Genomic DNA, 20,707 nt, shown 5'->3' with positions numbered 1-20,707 from the left:
TTGTATAACCCACTATAACAGGATTCCTTAGTTCTTTTGAGAAGATGCTCTCCAATCACGAAAAGATGTTGGAAACCCAGAATGTCCACGTTGCTTTGTAACAACTGGTTTCTCTTGAAGAGTAGTTGATTTCTCTTCAAGAATAGTTGGTTTTTCTTCAAGAATACTCAAAGCTGTTTGCATTTTCTCCAGCTGTTCTTTTAAAGCTTGCTGCTCAATCTTTAAATCCGTAAGTAAACGTAATATCATCTCAGAATTAGCCATAACGATCTCCTTTCCCCCAATGCACAGAATAAAATACCATATGTAATAAGCGGAATACTCGTGACAAAAATAAGTTCGTCAACTCTTTTAAAATACCGAGTACTTTTATTTTTTCAAAAGGACCTGCTCAAGTTTATCCGTAAAAACATAAAGTGATATAAATCCATTAATATATGGACTTTATGGAAGGAGGAGTTAATATGGGCTATGGTGGTAGTTGTGGAGGCTATGGTGGTAGTTGTGGAGGCTATGGTGGTAGTTGTGGTGGAGGCTGTGGTTTTGGCGGTGGATTCGCCTTACTTGTTGTGCTCTTTATCTTATTAATCATCGTTGGAGCTAGCTGTTGGGGCGGCGGATTCGGCTGCTAATAAGAGGCACTCTTGAGAGTGTCTTTTTTTTATTTCTCAATATAGGGCTAACATATATGTGTTACTATCAAAGTGCGAGATTCCCTAAGCGTAATATAGTAGTTTACCAACTATGAAAGCCACTGTCACAAGAAAACAGTAGGCTTTTATTTTGTTATTTAACAAGATTAAAACATGAATTGCCATTTCCCCTCAGTAACATTTTTAAATTGACATAGCACTTCATGCACCATATACTGTTAACAACAGTATACTGTCATTAACAGTATATATTCTAATTCATTCTAGGAGGTATATTCATGAAGCATACAGGAAGACATACAGGTGCATTTCTTTTGTTATTTTTAGCAGAAGGTGATAACTATGGCGGGCAGCTACTTCAGAAATGTGACGAAGAACTTCCGGTCAATCCAATCGATAGTGCCATTCTTTACCGCACGCTGAAGAAATTAGAAAACGAAGGTGCGATTGAATCTTATGTAAGTACATCAGTTCCAGATAAGCCGAGAAAGATGTACAAAATTACTACAGCCGGAAAAGAACAATTAGCGGATTTTCAAATGGATATTGAGGAAAAAATGAAAAACTTATCATTTTTCTTAGACAAATATAAAGACTTAAAGGAATCTAATCATGATTAATGGCGCTATCCTTTACACTTTAGCCATTATTCTTACGGGGATTTCTTTTATGAAGGATCGGAATAAAACGAAAGCTGCCCTATTAAAATCATGGAAAATATTTCGAAACCTCCTCCCTGCCATGCTCTCCATTATGCTTTTCGTTGGACTATCACTTTCTATCTTAACGCCGTCCTTCATCTCTTCCATCATTGGAGAACAGTCTGGATTTTTAGGTATTATTTATTCAGCACTACTCGGATCTGTGGCACTTATCCCAAGCTTTATCGTGTTCCCACTTGGTAATACGTTAGTACAGCACGGCGCAGGTCTTCCTCAAGTTGCGGCACTCATGTCTACACTAATGTCAGTAGGAATTACAACCTTGCCTATGGAACAAAAGATATTCGGACGAAGCTTTGCTTACGCTCGTAATACATCTGCATTACTCATGTCACTCCTATTCTCATATATCATTTGGGTGGTGATGGTATGAATGAACTAAAAAGATATCGCTTCTTTTTCATTTTGCTGATTGGACTTATCATTCTAACTTTTATAAACCAATCTTTAGGATGGAGCGCATTACAATTAACGGGGAATAGCATTTTAGATATGTTGTTTCTACTCCCCCCTGTCCTAATATTTGTAGGGTTACTTGATCAGTGGGTGAAGAAAGAAACACTAATGAAATATATGGGAGAAAAGTCCGGCATATATGGAATATTATTCTCTCTATTATTAGGCGGAATTGCAGCTGGTCCCCTCTATGTTGCCTTTCCGATTGCAGCACTACTATTAAAAAAAGGCGCCAGCATTAGGTACATCGTATTTTTCTTAGGTGTTTGGACAACTGCGAAATTACCGATTATGGTCTATGAATTTTCTTCATTTGGCGCTACTTTTACGCTCATTCATATTTGTTTCGGTTTAGTGTTCTTTTATGTAATGGGGCTTATTTTTGAGAGGTTTTATGATCAGGGGCAGTTGTTGCAGTATGATATTACGACGGAGGAAATGTAAGATTTTTTAAAAAAATCTTACATTTCTTAATTTTAACTATTGTATTTTCGAATATTTGTATGTAAAATATTTCAATGTAATACATAATATTGGGAAAAGGGAGAAAATCATGAAAAAATTATTAGTTTCAGCAACAGCTTTCACACTTTTAACAGTAGGATATAGCTCTTCTACATTTGCAGCAAAAAATCCGAACGACAAAAATTGTGGGCACTTCAAAAACAAACAAGAAGTTATGGAGTTCTGGCACAACAATGGATATAGTGCAACTAACGACCCTCACGATCTAGATCGTGACAACGATGGCTTACCTTGTGAAGTAAAAAAAGGGGATTATGACCAATTTATCGCTAGTAAACAAGTCACTAAAAAAGATGAAAACAAACCACAAGAACAAACTAAACAAGAAAATACTAAGCAAGAACCTGCTAAACAAGAGAATACTAAACAGGAACCTGCTAAACAAGAAAACAAAAAACAAGAACAAACTAAGCCTCAAACAACTGTAAAAGAAACAAAGAAAGACACGAATACAGCTGTGAAAAAAGAGAATAAAAAACAAGGCGAAAAATTGCCAAACACAGCATCAAATGGCGTTACAATGATGTTAGCAAGCTTAGGTTTAGCTGCCGTTGGTTCTGTATTAATGTTCCGTCGTAAAAAAACAAACGCATAAAGTGAAACTTTAAACAGTGGGGGTTTTGTTTATCCCCCACTGCTTATTAGCCCTCACCAATCGGGCGTTTACGGGCAGTAAAACTCCCACAAATAGCGGGATAAAATAATTCCTTAAAACGACAAGCTTCTCCCTATCGTTTTAAAATGGAGTGTTATAAATGAAAATATACCAATGGATAGGCTTATGTTTATTTATAATTGGAATTTCGATTTTTTCTTATTGTTTTATAGAATGGTATAGCGCTAGAAGTTCCGCGGAATCTTTAGCATCTAGTGAAATTAAAAAATACGAAACTCAAACACCCATTACAGCTCCTACTGAAGACAATGAAGATAAAATAGAAACTCCTCAAACTCATGAAGAAATTGTGCAAATTCCGTCTTCAGAAGTAAATCATCCATTAGGACAAAAAGTAGCATATTTAATCATTCCTAAAATACAAAAGAAATACTCCATATATTGGGGAACTGATGATAAAGTACTAAAAAAAGGTGTGGGCATGTTTGTAAGCGAATTAACGACTACCCCATCTGGAAACGGTCATACAGTTTTAAGTGGACATCGAGATACTGTATTTACCGAACTAGGTCAGCTAAAAGAAAATGACCAACTGATTGTAGAATATGACAATAAAACATACACATACAGCATTAACAAACATTGGATAACAGATGCAGAAGATCGGACTGTTATTGTAGAAACAAACGAACCTACATTAACATTAACAACATGTTATCCTTTCAACTACATCGGCGATGCTCCAGATAGATACATCATTGAAGCATCTTTAGTTTCTAAAACTTAAAAGGAGCTGTCCCATAAGTCGATTTTTTTGGACTAGGTGACGGCTCCTTTTTAAACACAGTACCAATAAAAAGACATCTCCCACTCGTGAAGATGTCTTTTTACATGAACCTACAACTTCTTAATTCTCGTTCTGTAAAACCCTCGCTGCCTTTACTTCCTTTTTCTCTGCTTTTAAGAACAACGATACGATAAAAGCAATAACGATAAAGATTAAACCTAGTGTAAATGCACCCTGGAATCCCGATGTTAAACCGTTTAACTTCTCTACTGGATCCATTGGATTTGCTGAGCTTTCCATATACTTAGTTGTTCCTGAAGACATTTTCGAAATAAAGATAGCCGTACCAATTGCGCCAGCTACTTGCTGTAACGTATTAAACAGTGCTGTTCCGTGCGGATATAAATCTGGTGTTAATTGATTTAATCCATATGTTTGTGCTGTCATTACAAACATGAGCCCGACCATTAATACGCTATGCATGACAATAATTTGTACCATTGATGTGTCAGGAGTAATGCCTTTAAATAAGAACATTGCAATCCCTACTAACACAATGCCGGGAACGATAACAACTTTCGGGCTAAATTTATCAAATAGTTTACCTGCGATTGGTCCCATTATGGCGCTAATAATACTTCCTGGAAGCATTATTAGTCCTGATTTAAATGCTGTAACGAGTAAAACTGTTTGCAAGAACATCGGTAATAAAGTCATCGTTGAAAATAACGACATCATCACAATGACGATTAATCCAACTGATATTGTAAACATCGGAACTTTAAATGCACGTAATTCTAAAATTGGATTCTCGATTTTTAATTGTCGAACGACAAAAATACATAGTGATATAAGCCCAACAAGTAAAGTGCCATACACTTTCGCATCAGACCATCCTAAATCACCCGATGCACTAAAGCTATACACAAGCCCGCCAAATCCTAATGTCGATAAAAGAATAGATGGATAATCCACTTTTGGCCTTGTTAACTCTGAAACATTTTGAATGTATTTCATCCCAATCATAATTGAAATGATCACGATAGGAATAACAATATAGAATAACCAGCGCCAATTTAATGAATCCACAATTACTCCAGATAATGTAGGACCAATCGCTGGAGCTGCCATCATCACAAGTGCGATTAATCCCATTGTGGCACCACGTTTTTCAGGCGGACAAATAAGTAAAATCGTATTCATTAATAACGGTGAAATTAACCCCGTCGCTACAGCTTGGACGATACGGCCAACTAATAAAATAGAAAATGTCGGTGCGAATCCCGCAATTAATGTACCGACTAAAAATGTTACCATAGCGATCAGAAACATTTGTCTCGTTGTGAGCCATTGCTGAAGTAACGCTGTAATCGGGACTAAAACCCCAACCACCAACATGTATGCTGTAGAAAGCCATTGGATTGTTGAAGCTGTTACGTCAAATTCTTTCATTAATACAGTTAACGCATTACCAAGTAACGTTTCGTTTAATAATGCAACCATTGTCCCTAAAAGTAATGCGATTAAAATCGGGGTATGTTTCATATTAGAAGTATCAACTTTGCCACTTGTAGGGCTCTTTGTTGTCATATTCATTTACAGATTCTCCTCCTGTTTCTTACTAAAAAAATTTAAATACACCGGAACACATGTAATATAATATACATATGTAGATTAAAAAGGGAGAATCAATTTTCAGCCATTGTATATTTAATCTACAAAAAAGGAGAATTGTAGATGAATGATAATGAAAAACAACTTGATTTACGTATTAGACGTACACATAAATTACTATGGGATTCCTTATTTGAATTAATGACGCAATCAAAACAGAAATATAGTACTATCACGATTAACCAAATATGTGACCGTGCGATGGTACACCGAACAACCTTTTATAAACACTTCGAAGATAAAGATGCTTTATTAGCATTTGGATTTAAACGATACAGCAAGATGATTGCGGGAATACCGGTTTCAGATCGATTAAGTAAACCATTTCAAGTAATGGAACAATTTCTACATCATGAAGAAATCGGTAAAATATTAGAAACGCAAATGTCTGATGAACAATTTATTAACCGGACACAGTATTTAAGTCATGAAACGAGAAAACAAGAAATAGAAGCGTTAAATCAACTGTGTAAAAATCATACGATGTCCAATGATTTAATCATTGAATTTTATTCAGGGGCAATCACCTCATTAAGCACATGGTGGTTTAAAAATGAAAGAAGCGTTTCTGCCGCTGAAATGGACCAATATCTTCACCAACTTATTAACCGGGATATTTTTCAGTTTGAAAAGAAATAATTCCCCATCAAAAAAACGCCTATATGAAATAGGCGTTTTTTACATACTATTACTTACCGATTTTCTTCAAATCCGAACTTTCTATAATTGAACGAGAATATCCATCTTTCCCAACTCGCACCATAGCTCTTCCCAACTGCTCAGAAGTTATAACACTGCCGAATCTCTTCAAAAGAGAGTTCAACGGCTTCATCACATCATACATCAATTGATATGATTTCGTTTTTGATTTCACACCATTTGCCGGAATGATCAATCCTGGTCTAAACATATAAGCAGATTTGAAAGGTAAACGTAATAACTCATTTTCCGTTCTTCCCTTCACTCTCGCCCACATCGTACGTCCTGATTCTGTACTATCTGTGCCGCTACCGGATACGTAAATGAATGTCATGTCTGGATTTAACTTCGCTAATGTTTTTGCGGTAGATAACGTTAAGTCGTACGTAACTATAGAAAAAAACGTCGATAAATTTTTGTTCCAAATATTCAGAATTAACATTAAAATAAACAATGGGGATAGGGGTATGGAATCATAAATTATACATAACGAGGGAATAGAAATGAAAATTCAATTAAAAGCTGATTTAATGCTACTACTAGTTACATTTTTTTGGGGTGCATCCATCCTACTTACAAAGCTTGGACTTGATGGCATAGAAGAATATAATTTAATCGCATTACGATTTATTATTGCCTTTCTTTTATCAGGTTTAATATTTTACAAACATTTATTCAAAGTCGATTTTAAAACTGTAAAATATACTTTTATACTAGCTTCCGTTTTATTTATCGTCTATATTTCCGCGACTTTCGGTACAAAGTATACAAGTGTATCTAATGCTGGTTTCTTACTATGTCTCACAGTCATTTTCATTCCGATATTATCAGCTATATTTTTAAAACACATTCCTGAAAAGAAAGTTATATTAGGAATCATTTTAACGATAATAGGAATCGGCTTATTAACATTAACTAGCGAATTCAAGATTGGTAACGGCGATATATTTTGCATACTATCTGCTTTATTTTATGCGATTCACGTCATCATTACTGGAAACGTAACAAAACATGTGAACTCGATTGCGCTCGGGGTCATACAACTCGGTTTCGTCGGCCTATTTAGTCTTATTTTTTCATTAGTGATGGAAACCCCAAAACTTCCTAGCACGATCAACTCATGGCTAATCATCTTAGCCTTAAGCATATTTTGCACCGCAGTCGCTTTCATCGTGCAAGTTATCGCCCAGCAATACACTACGCCAACACATACGGGACTTATCTTTTCATTAGAACCTGTCTTTTCAGCAGGATTTGCCTTTGTTTTCACAGGTGAAACGCTCACAGGAAAAGGCTATTTAGGGGCGACGCTTATATTGTTAAGTGTGTTGATTGCTGAGATGGATTTTAAGGGGTTGTTGCGGGTTAATTATAAGAAGAATGTGGAGTAGGTATTTTTTAAGATAGATGAACATACCCCAGAGAAAATAATTTTCACTCTCTACACCAGTATTTATCTAAACGATACTGGTGTTTTAATGTTGAGAATCTTCCCCTTCCAACTCGCTCACCATATTTTATGTATTTGATATTAGCGGAAGTTAATTTGACGAATATTATTATACGTTATATGGTATAAAAGGAAATAAAAGAGAAAAAGAGGGGTATTTATGAAAAAGATTAAAGTCATATTCACACTCGCCACATCACTACTACTTTTACAAGGCTGTAATAGTACTCCAAGTAAAGCAAATGAAAATACTAACTCTAATACTGAATTACAAACTGTTCAAAAGGAAAAAGACTCCCTAGAAAAAACAAATAAAGAATTAACAAAAAAACTTGCTGATTTAGAATCTAAACCAAACAAAGAACAAAAAACATATGAATTAGATAAAAAATTAGCACAAAAAATCTACAGTATTTACACAGGCTCTCCTTGGGATAATAGCCTTGAAGATGCTGGTTGGGAATTTAAGAAAAACTCCAATACAAAAGGTACAATCTCCACAAATCGCGGCGGTGGACAAGTCATACAAATACTTTCAAATTATGCTATTATGTTCGAAATGGGCGGCTTAGATGCACCAACTATAAGTAACCTTAAAATTATTGATTTGAATACTGAAAAAGTAACGAATGAATATCCGGATCAGAATAATAGTGATAGTAAGGAAAATAATAAGGAAACTGCACAAAAATCATCATCATCACCAAACACCGATAAAGAAAAGTTAAAGAAGCAGTTGACTGATAAAACTTTCAAGGCTCCTTCAACAATTGAAGAAGGCGCTTTTAGATTTTCAGAAATCGAAGCTGGAATGACAACTTACTTAATTTCAAGTAAAGAAAACCCTCAAGATTTTGAATTAGAGCATCTGGATGATCCTACAGATGAAGGAATGAGTTTATTTCTTTTAAGAAAAGATAGCCATAACGGAAATATGTTTGTTGCTGGCTATTATGCTGTAGATAAAAACGGTTATGTTTATGAATATAAATTTGCTGAACAAAAAGCCAAAGATACTCCTTTAACGAATTTATATATTGAAGAGCTTTTAAATTAAAAAGACTAGGAAACTAGTCTTTTTAATTATCTCTACACACCCAAAATCATAACAGACTTTTCCTATTCAACATCCACACCAAACACGATGCGCTAATTCTCCTTTTCCACAAACCGCCCAAACTCCTTCAAAAATCTCAGCTTAAAACTGCCCACAGGCCCATTCCGATGCTTCGCCACATGGATCTCCGTCATCTCCTTATGCACCGTTTCCTTATCGTAATAATCTTCACGATACATAAGCATAATGACATCCGCATCTTGCTCAATTTGCCCTGTCTCTCTTAAATCTGATAAAAGAGGACGCTTATCTTGACGTGACTCTACGGAACGAGACAATTGCGACAATGCTACTATACAAACATTTAAATCACGCGCTAACAACTTAAGCTTACGTGAAATTTCACTAATCTCTTGAAATCGATTGCCCTTATGCTTCGGATCGCCCGTAATAAGCTGCAAATAATCCACAATGACTAAAAGCTTTTTATCCCCATGCTTCCTCTTTAACTTACGAGTCTGCATCCAAATATCCTGCATTGTAACACCGGCCTTATCATAAATCTCAAGTGGCAATTCCCCAATCTCCGCGAACGCCTTACTCACCTTTTCCCAGTCCTCTATCGTAAAACGATGCTTCGGATTTTTCAGCCTACCTCCTGACACTTCGCCCGCGCAAGACTCCATCCTTTTTAACAATTGCTTACTACTCATCTCTAACGAAAACAATCCAACTGCCGCTCCAGACTTCGCCGCATGCAGTGCGATATTTAACGCAAACGCCGTCTTCCCCATAGAAGGACGCGCTCCAAGGACGACAAAATCCCCTTCCTGCAATCCGCACGTCATCTTATTTAACGATGTATAACCAGTCTCAATACCAGTATTCTCTTTCGTATCTTGATGAAGCTCCTCATACAAACCAACTAACGCATCCTTCAAATCAAACTCACATACACAGTCCTTTTCCTCTAACTCACAAAGCTCCGTAATCGTCTCACCAATAATTTTCTCATTCTTCTCCGCAATAAGACGCTCTCCCATCTTGCGCCCGAGAACGCCAGCCTGATACATTTTCCATGCACCTCGAACAAGCCCCTCATAATAAGAGAAGTTGGCAGTCGTAGGCACACCCTCTATTAATGCTATAAAATACTCCATTCCCCCGATATTCTCCAAAAAATTTGGATTCATCCTAGAAACAAGCGTCACAAGATCAATTGGTTGCCCTTCATCTTCAATTTTTCGCATTAACCGAAATATAGACTTATGCACCGGCATAGAAAAATAATGCTCCGTCAAACGGCACTCCTTAATAAGCTCTCCATCAATTAAAAGAGAACCTAACACCGTCTTTTCCGCCTCCACATTTTGAATACTCATGGACGCCACCCGCGTTCCGCTAAAAACCGCTGCAGCTCTTCCTCTGACAGCGCATTCTTCTCCCACTCCTCGCACCTCGTCAAAAACTCCTCCGTCTCCCCAGTACTATCAGACGAATCCTTCTTCCTAAACTGAGTCGTATTCCCCTCAACCTCAGACACTTTCGTAAATCCTTTCCCGTGCCAACCTCTCAAAATTCCCTTCACATAAGCAACCGTCCGCTTATTATTCTCAAACGCAATTTGAAGAGCCTTCAGCACAAGCTCCTCTGACAAATCTTCCATCCACGCACTCAGTTCCTCCACAGTATGAGGAGACAAACTACCGAAATGTTGCTCATAAAAAGAAAACACGCGACTTCCCGTTTCTTCCTCTATAACCTCTTCTTCCGCCTCTTCACAAACCGGATCAACATCACGAACGGCCAAATCACTCGGCATACCGAAATGTGCTAAAAGCATCGGAACATTCAACTCCTCCTCTACGCACTTCTGAAGAAACATATGTACAAACTCCTTATTCTTCACACCCTTCAGCTCACGAAGCACACACTTCTCCACATTCGTATTCGTCACAGGGTTATAACTAAGCCAATTCAAAACGAATAACTCCCGCGTATCCGCATCATAAAGAATCTTCCCATAATCAATGAAGCGCTGCACTAACTTATCAACAGTCCCCCTGTTATAACCCGTCTCCATCTCAGCTAACCGCTTCGGAAAAGGAAAAATCCCACACTGCGTCGTCTTCGAACAAGTTAATAAGTAAACATAAAAATACCGCTCCTCCGGCGTCAAATCCAAAACAAAATCATCCTGCCAAAAATTCACCTGCACATTACGATACACCGCCATCCTAATTCCTCCTGTCTCCATTCAAAAATGAAAATTTCCTCTTTGTACTATATATAGGTAGGAGGGGTGGGTTTTTGGCGTGTTATTTCAAATTTTTTTTGACTACTACTACGGTGTTTGTTGGTGTTTTTGTTTTATTGTGTTTTTTCTTAGTGATTTATTACTTGGTAGGGGCTTATAAGGGGTATGTAAGGGGCTGGTTATCGGTTACTTTGATTAGGAAGACTCGATTTGAGAAGCCATCTCTTTCTTCTGCTTTCTTTTTACGGATGTTGTTGATTTCTTCTAGTGTTGTGCCTTCGTATTCGGCTAGGGCGTTTATTAGTTCTAGTAGATCGGATAGTTCTTCTTCGGTTTTCTTGCAGATTTCTTTTATGTATTCGTCTTCAGGTAGAATTCTTGTTGTGGGTGTTTTTCCGTTGTTTTTTATTATTTGTGGGATTTTGTCTCGGATTAGTTTGTTGTGGAGTGGTATGGGATTTCCCCTCCGTTGGTTTTTCTTCTATAATAAAACTGATTATCTATCATAAAGCAATTGGAATAAATACTGCAGCCAAAATAACATACATGTAATAAACATCCCAAATACCACATTTTCATTAAATTTCTTAAAAATAACATTCCATTTAACTACAATATATTGATTCACAACACACCAATAGAAGAGAAACAAGATTGAAATACCAGTCAAAGGAATCATAAAATTCACCCCTCTTCCCCCTTTCATTTTTATGATTCACCTATTATATCTCCGCTAAATTAAAAGATCAACCGTATACAGGCTCTTTAAATACTAAGAATTTATCTAGTCACGAATTCCCTTCACCTTGCGCTCTATGAAAATCACTTAAAAATTTTAAAAGCCTTGGCAAGGAGGACCTCCTATTATTTCTAGCTTTCAACATGATTAACAATACAAAAACCACCCCAAACAAATATACTGTCCAAGGTGGTTTTCAAAAACTTTCATATCACTATAAAATTACTACTTCAATCTATCCTGCAACGCACTAATATTAATAATTACAGGACTACCCGACTTCAACGTATTATCCCTCTGTAACATTGGTCCCGAAGTAATGCATTGACCTTTCTTCAATGTTGCAAGTCGTTTTTCCCACTCTTTTCGTACAGCTGAATCTTGAGCAAGATTTGATGCAATGGCACTAATTTCATTTTCCGGTGGCATGAAATACACTTTTTGACTGGAATTCTGTAATCTTGAAATTTCATCCGTTGTAAATTGGCCTTTTAATGATTGTGTCGCATACCAACCTGACCAGCCAAATTTCCTTCCTTCAGTTAAAATTTTGGCACTTGGTGATTTTTCTCTATGATCAAGATTTTGCGCTTCATCTAATATAACTGGGAATGGTTTATTTTTATCTCCATGATGTAATTGGTAGTTCCAAATATCCCACAAGATAAACTCTGTAATCATGAGCTGTACATCTCTATTAAAGCCTGTTAATTGTACAATAAACACTTTACCTTTTTGGTTCAGTATACCTCCCCAATCATATACAGAATTGGGGTTAAATGGATTCTTATCAATAAACGGCTTAATTTGTGACCTTGCTGTTTTAGCCGGCCCAGAAGTATCTTCTTCTAGCTCTGCTAATAAATAATTTAAATTCATACCCTCGCCATATTTATCTAAACCGCGCATTACCGCTTCATAGATAGCGTTTTGCTGCTGAATACCTAAATCTTTATATACAGCTGAAAATACACTTTTAATTCTTTCAGCAACATCTGTATTATCTTCATCGATATAAATTCCTTCATCCAATTCTTTTTGATTCCGTTTAAATGGATTTACTGGGAATTTATCTTTTGCTACTAGGAATTGTTCAATATTATCTTGAAGCTTCTCTTTAAATTCCGGTTCTAACTTAGAATTCTTGAATCCATCTGTATAGTCAAATATCATACTAGAAATTCCATTTTGCGCCAGTTCAAGAAGCAGACATTGAATGAAATAACTCTTACCTTGCCCTGATTTACCCGAGATTAAAATATGTCTATTTGCTAACTCTGGGTTTCCGAATTCCCAATATATTTCTTGAGTCGATCCCTCTACCGTTCCTAGTAGAACGCGGATGTCTTTTAATCCCTTTGTTTCCTTTTCTTCTACCGTCCCTTGAAAATGAGATACAGTTGGAACGACTTTATTGCTAGAATCTTTTAACTCTTGATTGGAGTCATGATTCTTATTCAATAATCTATCTGGATTAATATCAGTTCCACCAGAATGAATTTTTGTTTTGAGTGCCTCAATTTCTTCGACTACTCCTTCATATCCATCCTCTTCGGTTAATTCCACTAATAAAATATCTTCTTCGATTTTAATGGATCTCCATGCTTGTTCTTTTTTGAATGATAAAATCGCACCTTTCCCAATTTTACTATCCAAATCTCCACTCATTTCATAATCATCATTTAATAATTTTTTCTTTAGTTCTTCAATTTTCTCATAAGATTTTTCTGGCCAAATGTTATTTGCAATAAATTTCTCTGCATTCGCTAGCAATAACTGTACAAAGAAGTTTCGGAAAAACTTATGTTTAAATACATGTAAACCATCTTCACTTACTTTAGAAAGTTGCGTATCAAACAATTGCTTAGTAGCATTAATCTGCTCCTTCGCTTTTGCAATAGCACTGTCTTGATTTAAACCAATTTTTACTTCCACTGGATAATAATGCACTGATAATTTATCATCTTGCATTTCTACTCCGATTAACAGTAAATCGTCACTATGTGCACCTTTTCCACCTAGATTTTTCGCAGAAAATACCCCTTCACTTTTCGTTAACTTTACTGCTCCAGCAACACGTAATATTTCTTCTAATGAGATAGGAACCCATAAAATATTCTCATGATCTAGCGCACTTAATATATATTTCACAGCCGAAATAATACTTAACTTTTCTCTTGAGAATTGTCCCTTACTTCCTATAATTCGTAGCAACCACTCACCATTTAAACTATTGAAAGCTCTAATAGCTGTATTGATTTTTTCAGGTGTCGATACAATTTCTTTTTCTGCCAAATACTGTTCAATAACTGTTCGATACTGTCTTGCTTTATCCGTTACTGTAATTGCATCATACTGGCTTGATGAAGAATATTGATCACTATAATGGATGACCAATAAATTACGTGATGACTCTTGGAAGAAATCTAAACCTACATTAGGCTCAATAAATGTTACCCAATAAGAAGACTCATATAAATGTTCTAGAACTTGTTCATCATAAGTAGATGTTCTCGTAACAATTGTTTCATTCTTACGGTAAGGGTTTGTACCATCGTTATTTAAATTACTTCCTAATTCGTTCATTCTTCTAGCAGTTTGAATTAGCAAATGCTCATTATTCAATACATTTTTCAGCCCGAAGCCCGTACGATAATCTACTTCTGTACTAATAGATGATAGAGATGATAACATTCCATTTAAAGATAATCCTGTTTCAATATCTTCCATTGTACTTTTCGCATGCTTTTCATTTGAAATCATTTTATAGAATGAAATATGAGCGTAACCATATTCTTTCGTACCTATAAGTTTATAGTAGAAAACATTTTCTCGAATCAGCCTTAATACGTCTACGGCATCAAGATTCTTTGATGCTAACGATAATTCAAAAAACTCCTCGAATTTTTGAACATCATCATAAATAGAAAACTTTTCAAAGGCACTTAATATACTATTCTCATGATATAAAGCAACCTCTACTGGTATAATTTTTGATGGTCCTTTTTTATCTATCTGCTTCTTAATAAAATGCACTAACCCTCTTACAACTTCTTTATCATTATTTATATTAATAACATTGATTCGTATCGGAGATTTAGATTCTTGTAAAAATAAGTATTGGAAATGCTCCACAAATTGTTGAAGCTTTTCTTCAACTACATTAGCTAAAAATGCATTAGATTCTCCAATCGCAACCTTATGAAGCGGTTCATAAACGATCCATTCAGGCGCTTCATTTTGAGAAACTGGACGATACAATTCATCATTCTGTCCATATATATATGGCAATAGATTATTAGGATGCAGACGATTTAAAATATGCATTTCAACTACTTCATTTTTAATTTCATCATTAATACTTAACTGGTAGGCAACATTAAGAGGATGCAACGGTGTTAGTATAACTCTTTGTTCCTCTTCAATAGCCCCCAATTTAAACAGGTTCTTTTCTTCTTCTTTGAGCATTACATTTTCTTGTATATGAGCAACGCTTTCGTTAAAAGCTTTCAAGTATCTTATAGATAGCTCTCTTAATTGATCATCCACAAAACAAAGACTAGGAACCGTATTATTAAATTTATAGTAATTTAATAATTCTTGGTACGCATCTCTCAATGATGGATTAATTGCTAATTCAACCTTATTTAGACCTGATACTCCTCTTACTGCAAACGCAATTTCATTTTCAATCCATACTCTCTCGTCTTGCAAATAATTTCGAAATCCTTCTCGTGCTGAAAATTCCCTTGCACCCTGTTTTAATTTATTTGTATCAAGGTTATATTCGAAACTTTCTTGATGTTCTCTTTTTAATTTCCATACCCTTTCTCCTGATACTGGAACAGTCTTTGCAACTTGCTCTCTAATAAGAATAGGGATTAAAGTTGTTTCAATTTGAACAGAAAAGGATAAGCTATCATCATTCCATGCAGGGGAAGATTCAGAGACTTCAAAACTTCCTCCTTGCCAATTTATAATCTGTGCATCTTCTTCAATAAATAATTCTTCTGGTTCACTAGAAATATCCCCAAAAACAATACATTCTTCGGCTTTATTCATAACTATATTTTTCTTATTCATATTCACTTCATAAATTGTTTGGAGAGATTGTAAAAACGAGGCTTCACATTCTACAACAGCAATATGAAACTCATATTTCGACTTAGATTGCATTTTATGTGTATATACAACTTTATGGAATGAAGTCACATTTTGCTTATGCACTAAACTAACAGTTAGCTTTTTCCCAGATACTCCACAAAAACCTTGTGAATTTTTATGAATGTATTCCTTCTTTAACTTTTCTTCAAATTCAAAGTTTAGGTTGATATTTTTTATCTGTGTAGGATTAAAAACAATAATATGACGTTTACGTCTCCCAGCCTTTGTCTCAGCTTGTGCTTTTTCCCAATATAGCAAACCTTCTTTTGAATATTTCTTTGCTGATTCAATATATTCTAAAGGGTGATCTATTTCAGTCATTTTGTCGTAAGAATCTTTAATAAGAACATAATCCGCTTGCTGCCAATCTTCCTTCTTTAGACGAGACACACCTTTTTCATCGAATAATTTTTCTAATTGACTCTCTAAATGCTCATACTCGTGCATATGTTGTACTTTCTCAAAAAATGAAGCATTTTCTTCTAGCCTTTTTTTCATTTGAGCTGAAGTAAATTGATTTAAATTTTCATCATAAAAAATACCTAGATTAGAATAATCTTCTCTCGCAATCTCTTGTTTTGATAAAAATCCAAGAATTTCTTCATAATCCCAAAGAGATGGTCGCACAATTGTATCATCTAATTTTTTACGTAAATAAAATGAAAGTACTTCCTTCTCCTCTTTATTTAGAGAAGAAGTTTCAATCTCTTCTTTTAATGTTTTCAAAATTGATTTCACATTAAATGGCATACCTTCTTTTTGCAAATCACTGCTACCACCCTTAATACTGTCCAGTGTCTCATGACATATACTAAGTAAAGCTGTTTTCTCCCAAACATCCTTTTGTTCACCGACTTCATTACGAAGTGTTACTAGAAAGTCTGGAGTAACATTTGCCGATGTAGTCGCAACAACTACTTTCATTTCCTCTGAAACCTTAATAGCAATCGTTTCGTATGGAGTTCCTTGCTTATGCTGATAATAAAACGCCTGCGATAAATCTTGTTCTTTTAATGTGTCATAAAATGCTTGTACTTGTTCATGATTATCAAATTGAAGGTAAAATCGCTCTCCACCTCTAAGATTTTCTGCTTCTAAATAATTTATTAGTTTATCTGAAAGATAATTATAAAATTGGTTTAACATACTGTGCATCACCGCTATCACTTTTTTTGTCTATTAAATTCAGCTTATCAAATAACTGTACAATTTCTTCTTTTGAGTACCGATCAAAGAATAAGCCTCTAGCCTCTAAATCTATGAATACTTGCTTCAAAGGTTTTCTTTCCTTTTTTAAACTCAATGCTGTTAGTAGCAACAACATATCTTGACTAATATTAAGCATATAACCAAGTGAACCTCGAGTTTTTAAGAAATATTTTTTTCCAACCTCTTCTATTGATAAAGAGTATCTATGTCGAGGTCCTTGCATCGTATCTTTTTCATAGGCTTCTTCTATACTACGGAATAAGGATTGTACAAGCGTATCATATTCTAATTCTAAATTTCCTTCATAAGCCCCAAGACCTAAATGTCCTCTATATTCCATAACCCAATCACAAAGCATCTCTAAAAATACTTTTTTATCCTCATCTGATAATTGCTGATATGTTTCCTTTAATTCAGGATAGCCACCTGCTTTTTCTACTCCCATTAGGAAATTTAAATGTTCTAAGCAATTAATATGTAGTAGTAAATGTCTACCTGTATCTTTAATCATTTGATAACCATGAGTATAACCTTTTCTATTCTTACTCGTAGACTCCCAGTCAAGTGTAAAATAAACTTCATTGTTCTCACTAAAGTTCGCTTTCCCAACTTGTGAAAGCTTTAAAGTCAATTGAGTAATATATAAAAAGTAATAATAACTAAGAAACAAGTGATAATGAGTTCTAAAATAATCTTTATGTTCCACTAAAAATTGAAAATCTTCTTTGAATAGCTTCGAGATAAATGGAATTTGATTAATATAAGGACGGCGTTCTTTTTCGTCGCTCTCCAAATGATTTAATTGTTTTAACACAAGACGTGACATTAAATCTGTTGAATCGCTTTTTCCAAAAATCTCTTCTACTGTTTCTTTTTCACCTAATAAGACGTCTAAAAGGAATCTAGCAATATCTTGTTCTCCCTTTTTATCAGCCTTATCACTTAATGGTAAATATTGAAACAAATGCAAATGAAAAATTTTAATTGTATTATCACTATCCTGCAGAAAGGTACGTAGTATTTGTTCAAATTGCGACTTATCTTGCTTTGATACATCAACAGATTTACTAATCTCTCCAATAAGTTCTTCTAGGTTAACTTCCATTTTTAACTTATTTCCGCTGACTAGACGCGTAAACTCTCCTAATACTCCCTGAAACCCTTTTGCGAATTTTGCCCGCTCTGTTCCTCGGGTAGAGAAAGGTAACAGCGGAGCTTTTTTATTTATTGTATGTTTTAACCCTAATTTTTCTGGTTTAATACTCAGCGAACTTTTCAAATCCTCTAAATTCTCTCTTACAATCATTTTCTAATCCCTTCTAAACGTAAATTCTTCAAAATCTTCATCGTATGTTAGTTTAAACATTCCATTTTCATTAGATTGAACAAACAATAATTCTTTTTCTCTATTTCCTAATTTCATTATCTTATCCACAAATTCAACGAACTGAATACAATCTTCTTTATCCTTTTTATTCGGGCGATAGCCTTTTGAAAGTTTAACCATCATTTCATATAACGGATAATCAATTTCTAAATATACAGGAGCTACTTTATCCTCATTGGAAAAGGCAAGTAATATATTTAATTTAAATCGATTTAAAACCTCTGGTTCTACCCCTTTCAAATGTCCTACAAATGGCTTAATTTTAAGAGACTGTGCCACCTGAGTAGTATCATTTGAATAGTCCATAAATACATAATCTGATTTCGGACGTCCGTTCCACAAGAATATCGATTCTCTCGCTAAATTATACATCTCTCTTAAATCAGATCGATTCCCCTTATTAAAAGCATATAAATATTCCATATATTTTTTATAATTTTCATCCGCGAACATTTCATTCAAAACAGGAGATAAAAAGAATGACATACGTATTAATGTTTTATTAAATACCTGTCTAGATGAATCACTTAACTCAAAGAAAGGTCCCATCTCTTCTAGCCCTTCTATCCATCCATCAAGTCCATTTAAAACTAAATGCTTTTGGAAAGTATTCTTCATATTTACTGAATTGTTTAGCTCAATTAGCATTTGGTCTACACTATTTGATCGAAGATGAATAGGATCCATTTTAGAAATAACTGCTAGTAAATTTGATTTCTCTTGACCATCAAATAATAAATTCGGCAATAAAGCTTCGGTTTTTTCCATCATACCTGCCCCAAGAAAATCTTCATTCCCATGAGAGGGGACCAAAATATCATAAATAAAATTAAGCATGGAGCGTGTCGAAATAATCATCTTATGCTTAACTATTGCTTCAACTAAAATGCTTAAAACACCATCTCGTATTTGTTGCTGTTGCAATAACTCATAATTCACCATAAAGAATCCATTTATACCACGTTGCTTATCCTTTAAATAAGCTTGATAGAATGGATTGTTTTCTGACTCAACCACAATTCGCTTTAAAATTGATGAAAAGTAATCTGATTTTGGCCCTTCACTAGTTAATTCAAAAGGTTGATAATCACTAAAGCTAATTAAGTGAAAATTACCGCTTTGTTGATTAGTAGCAACTTCATTTGCCTCAAATATTCCAGATTCCTCAATAAATTTTGTTAAAATTCGGTAGTTCTCTTTTGCATAATCTGATTCAATAAAGTTATGCAGAACTCCTAGGTTAATAGCTAAAATTAGCTTGAATCTAGAACCATCAATCTCATTATCACTATATGGCTTTAATACTTCCGCTAATGTATCAAGGGAACTCTTTTGTGGATCAAAACTTTCCGTAGCATCATTATGCACCGAAAACTCTTCCATCAATTCAGGATATTTATTTTTCACATACGATAATAAATGTGATTTCCCATCTCCAACGCTACCACACAAGAAAATTAATTGACTTGTATTTTTCCCAGCTGCTGCTGTTAGAGCAGACATCATATCGTTCTGTATCGTTCTTTCTACATGTAAATAATCCTTAAACGAACTAAATTCATTAGGATTTTCGATAGCCTCTTGAGATGATTCTTTCAGCTTCGAGAGTTCTGCTAGTAAATAACTCTCTCCTTCTCCTAAAATAAAATCATCATACACAAAATTGTTATCTGCTTCTTCTTCATTATCCACAGACTGTTTATCTTCGATTTCTAACCCTACCGCAATCTCAGCGTTATTTATTTCTGTTAATTCCTCAGTTTGATTTGATGTATTTTGTTTACTTGCAATCTCAATTAGCATTTTTAACTTTTCTTCTAAACTAGCAGATATCTTTTCTTCTAATTTCTCCACAATATGCACACTACTCTTCGGCTGTGGATGTTTGTATTTCGGGGCAACAAACTCATAACTCCCGTATACCTCCATAAACCACACTGCAATTTGGAATAGATTTTTATGCATTTTAAAAGCACTCTCTACCCCACTTTCAATATGTTCATGTGCCGCTTTATTTCCTAAATAGCGAACAGTATCAAATGAACGTGAAATTTCCTTTGATAAAATATCTTCTCTTTCTAATTTTTGAATACGCTCTACTTGCTTTAAATATTGTACGTCATACAGTTCATGCTCTTCCGCAATGCGTTTTGATAATAGCTCCGCAAATATTCTTCCCTTAATTAAAACCGATTGGGGATCTTGATAAAAAATATTTTCAATATCCCTACCCATCTCCGCTAACTCAGGGAATATCTCTTGTAGAAAATCAAATGTATATTTCTCCAATGATGTAACACCTCTTAATCTAA

General features: G+C 34.9%; 18 protein-coding genes and 1 pseudogene. 9 read left to right on the top strand and 10 right to left on the bottom strand.

The genetic code is table 11. The features are described 5' to 3' along the window. Positions 1-27 precede the first annotated feature (27 nt). Positions 28-264: a hypothetical protein gene (locus JFT95_RS03070; RefSeq protein WP_002087264.1), complete on the bottom strand. Its 237-nt coding sequence runs from the start codon at positions 262-264 to the stop codon at positions 28-30. Positions 265-539: 275 nt separating this feature from the next. On the opposite strand from JFT95_RS03070, the pseudogene JFT95_RS29415 reads away from it, so the two are divergent. The 6 genes and pseudogenes from JFT95_RS29415 to JFT95_RS03040 form a co-directional block, all read left to right on the top strand. Continuing rightward, positions 540-632 (top strand): annotated as a pseudogene (locus tag JFT95_RS29415) (YjcZ family sporulation protein); the annotation flags it as partial. Positions 633-931: 299 nt separating this feature from the next. Beyond that, positions 932-1,273: a PadR family transcriptional regulator gene (locus JFT95_RS03060; RefSeq protein ID WP_002169012.1), complete on the top strand. Its 342-nt coding sequence runs from the start codon at positions 932-934 to the stop codon at positions 1,271-1,273. Next, a complete protein-coding gene (locus JFT95_RS03055; protein WP_201051366.1) occupies positions 1,266-1,748 on the top strand; it encodes a hypothetical protein in 483 nt (160 codons plus the stop codon). The genes JFT95_RS03060 and JFT95_RS03055 overlap by 8 nt, the downstream gene beginning before the upstream one ends. Then, positions 1,745-2,275, top strand: coding sequence for a permease (locus JFT95_RS03050; protein ID WP_201051365.1), 531 nt, complete (start codon positions 1,745-1,747; stop codon positions 2,273-2,275). The genes JFT95_RS03055 and JFT95_RS03050 overlap by 4 nt, the downstream gene beginning before the upstream one ends. A 109-nt stretch (positions 2,276-2,384) precedes the next feature. Continuing rightward, positions 2,385-2,951, top strand: a complete 567-nt coding sequence (locus tag JFT95_RS03045) for an excalibur calcium-binding domain-containing protein (protein WP_201051364.1) — start codon at positions 2,385-2,387, stop codon at positions 2,949-2,951. Between the two features lie 160 nt (positions 2,952-3,111). Continuing rightward, positions 3,112-3,759, top strand: coding sequence for a class D sortase (locus tag JFT95_RS03040; RefSeq protein WP_201051363.1), 648 nt, complete (start codon positions 3,112-3,114; stop codon positions 3,757-3,759). Between the two features lie 120 nt (positions 3,760-3,879). Here JFT95_RS03040 and JFT95_RS03035 read toward each other — a convergent pair whose 3' ends face one another. Next, positions 3,880-5,355 (bottom strand): MDR family MFS transporter, encoded by a 1,476-nt coding sequence (locus tag JFT95_RS03035; RefSeq protein WP_201051362.1) that lies wholly within the window; start codon positions 5,353-5,355, stop codon positions 3,880-3,882. Between the two features lie 141 nt (positions 5,356-5,496). On the opposite strand from JFT95_RS03035, the gene JFT95_RS03030 reads away from it, so the two are divergent. Then, positions 5,497-6,072: a TetR/AcrR family transcriptional regulator gene (locus JFT95_RS03030; RefSeq protein ID WP_201051361.1), complete on the top strand. Its 576-nt coding sequence runs from the start codon at positions 5,497-5,499 to the stop codon at positions 6,070-6,072. A gap of 49 nt (positions 6,073-6,121) precedes the next feature. Here JFT95_RS03030 and JFT95_RS03025 read toward each other — a convergent pair whose 3' ends face one another. Then, positions 6,122-6,574: a Rossmann-fold NAD(P)-binding domain-containing protein gene (locus JFT95_RS03025; RefSeq protein WP_242487599.1), complete on the bottom strand. Its 453-nt coding sequence runs from the start codon at positions 6,572-6,574 to the stop codon at positions 6,122-6,124. Positions 6,575-6,635: 61 nt separating this feature from the next. On the opposite strand from JFT95_RS03025, the gene JFT95_RS03020 reads away from it, so the two are divergent. Beyond that, positions 6,636-7,523: a DMT family transporter gene (locus JFT95_RS03020; RefSeq protein WP_201051358.1), complete on the top strand. Its 888-nt coding sequence runs from the start codon at positions 6,636-6,638 to the stop codon at positions 7,521-7,523. A 219-nt stretch (positions 7,524-7,742) separates the two neighbouring features. Beyond that, on the top strand, positions 7,743-8,639 hold the full coding sequence (locus JFT95_RS03015; RefSeq protein ID WP_201051355.1) for a hypothetical protein: 897 nt from the start codon (positions 7,743-7,745) through the stop codon (positions 8,637-8,639). A 92-nt stretch (positions 8,640-8,731) separates the two neighbouring features. On the opposite strand, the gene dnaB is transcribed toward JFT95_RS03015, so the two are convergent. The 7 genes from dnaB to dptF all read right to left on the bottom strand — a co-directional run bounded on the left by dnaB (position 8,732) and on the right by dptF (position 20,684). Next, entirely contained in the window at positions 8,732-10,021 is a 1,290-nt protein-coding gene (gene dnaB, locus JFT95_RS03010) for a replicative DNA helicase (protein ID WP_201051353.1), read from the bottom strand. Beyond that, the gene (locus tag JFT95_RS03005) at positions 10,018-10,875 is read right to left on the bottom strand and encodes a DnaD domain-containing protein (protein WP_201051351.1); all 858 of its coding nucleotides are present in this window, start codon (positions 10,873-10,875) and stop codon (positions 10,018-10,020) included. The genes dnaB and JFT95_RS03005 overlap by 4 nt, the downstream gene beginning before the upstream one ends. Before the next feature lie 175 nt (positions 10,876-11,050). Next, entirely contained in the window at positions 11,051-11,350 is a 300-nt protein-coding gene (locus tag JFT95_RS03000; protein WP_201053581.1) for a nucleoside triphosphate pyrophosphohydrolase, read from the bottom strand. A gap of 42 nt (positions 11,351-11,392) precedes the next feature. Further along, a complete protein-coding gene (locus JFT95_RS02995) occupies positions 11,393-11,575 on the bottom strand; it encodes a hypothetical protein (protein WP_234813416.1) in 183 nt (60 codons plus the stop codon). Positions 11,576-11,860: 285 nt separating this feature from the next. Further along, positions 11,861-16,945, bottom strand: a complete 5,085-nt coding sequence (gene dptH / locus JFT95_RS02990) for a DNA phosphorothioation-dependent restriction protein DptH (protein WP_201051347.1) — start codon at positions 16,943-16,945, stop codon at positions 11,861-11,863. Continuing rightward, positions 16,926-18,314, bottom strand: coding sequence for a DNA phosphorothioation-dependent restriction protein DptG (gene dptG, locus JFT95_RS02985; RefSeq protein WP_201051345.1), 1,389 nt, complete (start codon positions 18,312-18,314; stop codon positions 16,926-16,928). Before dptG ends, dptH begins: the two co-directional genes overlap by 20 nt. 3 nt (positions 18,315-18,317) lie before the next feature. Continuing rightward, entirely contained in the window at positions 18,318-20,684 is a 2,367-nt protein-coding gene (gene dptF / locus JFT95_RS02980) for a DNA phosphorothioation-dependent restriction protein DptF (protein ID WP_201051343.1), read from the bottom strand. Positions 20,685-20,707 lie beyond the last annotated feature (23 nt).

Source organism: Bacillus sp. TH17 (assembly GCF_016651125.1).
Taxonomy (GTDB): domain Bacteria; phylum Bacillota; class Bacilli; order Bacillales; family Bacillaceae_G; genus Bacillus_A; species Bacillus_A mycoides.
This window is presented reverse-complemented; position numbering and strand designations above follow the sequence as displayed.

Excerpts from the sequence above, each read along its gene's own strand:
- dnaB (WP_201051353.1), bottom strand. The coding sequence starts at position 10,021 with ATGAGTATTCAAAATGTGGAGGCGGAAAAGACGGTGTTAGGTTCTCTT.
- JFT95_RS03020 (WP_201051358.1), top strand. The coding sequence starts at position 6,636 with ATGAAAATTCAATTAAAAGCTGATTTAATGCTACTACTAGTTACATTT.
- JFT95_RS03035 (WP_201051362.1), bottom strand. The coding sequence starts at position 5,355 with ATGAATATGACAACAAAGAGCCCTACAAGTGGCAAAGTTGATACTTCT.
- JFT95_RS03025 (WP_242487599.1), bottom strand. The coding sequence starts at position 6,574 with ATGTTAATTCTGAATATTTGGAACAAAAATTTATCGACGTTTTTTTCT.
- dptH (WP_201051347.1), bottom strand. The coding sequence starts at position 16,945 with ATGTTAAACCAATTTTATAATTATCTTTCAGATAAACTAATAAATTAT.
- JFT95_RS03015 (WP_201051355.1), top strand. The coding sequence starts at position 7,743 with ATGAAAAAGATTAAAGTCATATTCACACTCGCCACATCACTACTACTT.
- JFT95_RS03070 (WP_002087264.1), bottom strand. The coding sequence starts at position 264 with ATGGCTAATTCTGAGATGATATTACGTTTACTTACGGATTTAAAGATT.
- dptG (WP_201051345.1), bottom strand. The coding sequence starts at position 18,314 with ATGATTGTAAGAGAGAATTTAGAGGATTTGAAAAGTTCGCTGAGTATT.
- JFT95_RS03040 (WP_201051363.1), top strand. The coding sequence starts at position 3,112 with ATGAAAATATACCAATGGATAGGCTTATGTTTATTTATAATTGGAATT.
- JFT95_RS03055 (WP_201051366.1), top strand. The coding sequence starts at position 1,266 with ATGATTAATGGCGCTATCCTTTACACTTTAGCCATTATTCTTACGGGG.
- JFT95_RS03050 (WP_201051365.1), top strand. The coding sequence starts at position 1,745 with ATGAATGAACTAAAAAGATATCGCTTCTTTTTCATTTTGCTGATTGGA.
- JFT95_RS02995 (WP_234813416.1), bottom strand. The coding sequence starts at position 11,575 with ATGATTCCTTTGACTGGTATTTCAATCTTGTTTCTCTTCTATTGGTGT.
- JFT95_RS03030 (WP_201051361.1), top strand. The coding sequence starts at position 5,497 with ATGAATGATAATGAAAAACAACTTGATTTACGTATTAGACGTACACAT.
- JFT95_RS03005 (WP_201051351.1), bottom strand. The coding sequence starts at position 10,875 with ATGGCGGTGTATCGTAATGTGCAGGTGAATTTTTGGCAGGATGATTTT.
- JFT95_RS03045 (WP_201051364.1), top strand. The coding sequence starts at position 2,385 with ATGAAAAAATTATTAGTTTCAGCAACAGCTTTCACACTTTTAACAGTA.
- JFT95_RS03060 (WP_002169012.1), top strand. The coding sequence starts at position 932 with ATGAAGCATACAGGAAGACATACAGGTGCATTTCTTTTGTTATTTTTA.